Below are 902 nucleotides of genomic sequence, written 5' to 3'. Positions count from 1 at the left end.
ATCCCGCCGGTGGCTTTGTCCACCACGGCTTGGGCTTCCGCGCTTTGCGCCGGGGCGGGGGTTTGGGCAAGAACGGGAGCCGACGCCCACAACAGACAGCACAGGAGGATTTTCATCCGGCAAAGCTACGCCCGGACCGCGGCGGCCGCGGCGGGGTAGCTGCAGGTCGGCAGCGGGGCCGTACTGCTTCGAGGTCGGAAGCACCAGCCACTGCCCCCTAGAAGCAACGTTTAGCAAATGGGTCCGAAGCTAAACGCGTCCCGTTTAAAGTAAGGAGGGTAAAAACCACCGGCGCCGCCTTGACGGGCCGTTCCCCAAACCCGTCTGGCGACTCGCCGCGTGGGCCCGAACCACGCGTTGCCCCTCAGCGGGCCCACCCGGCCAAGCGGCGCAGGCCCGCGCGGGCGCGGGTTTTGGCCGTGGCCACCGGGATGCCCAGCCGGTCGGCGGCCTGGCCGTGGGTCCACCCCTGCAGGTACACCAGCTCGAGCACCGCCCGCTGCGGGGCGGGCAGGTGCCCGAGCAGCGCGCGCACGCCCAGGTGGTCGGGGTTGAAGCCCGCCGGGTCGGCTACGTACGCGGCGGCGCTGTCCTCGAGCGGGCGGGTGCGGCGCTGCACCTGGGCGTGGCCGCTGCGCAGCGCGTCGATGGCCTGGTTGCTGCACACGCGCGCCAGCCAGGTAAAGAGGCGCCCCCGGGCCGGGTCGAAACGGCCGATGCCCGCCCACACCTTCAGCCAGCCCTCTTGCAGCACGTCCTCGGCCAGGGCCTCGTCGCGTACCAGGCGCCGGACGACGGCGAGCAGGTGCGGCCCGTAGCGCGCCTGCAGCTCGCCCAGGGCGCGCGCCTCGCCGGCCCGCAGGCGCTGCACCAACGCCGCGTCGTCCGCCGATAGGGGCTGG

1 protein-coding gene is annotated in these 902 nt (G+C 72.8%); it reads right to left on the bottom strand.

Annotation, left to right across the window (positions count from 1 at the left end; translation table 11 throughout):
- Nucleotides 1-364 precede the first annotated feature (364 nt).
- Nucleotides 365-902, bottom strand: a 538-nt coding sequence (locus ACP7AJ_RS21410; RefSeq protein WP_426062277.1) for an RNA polymerase sigma factor, incomplete at its 5' end; no start/stop codon positions are given.

The organism is Hymenobacter sp. B1770, assembly GCF_049896385.1.
Lineage (GTDB): Bacteria > Bacteroidota > Bacteroidia > Cytophagales > Hymenobacteraceae > Hymenobacter.
Note: the sequence above shows the minus strand (reverse complement) of the source record. Positions and strands in the feature narration are given on the sequence as shown.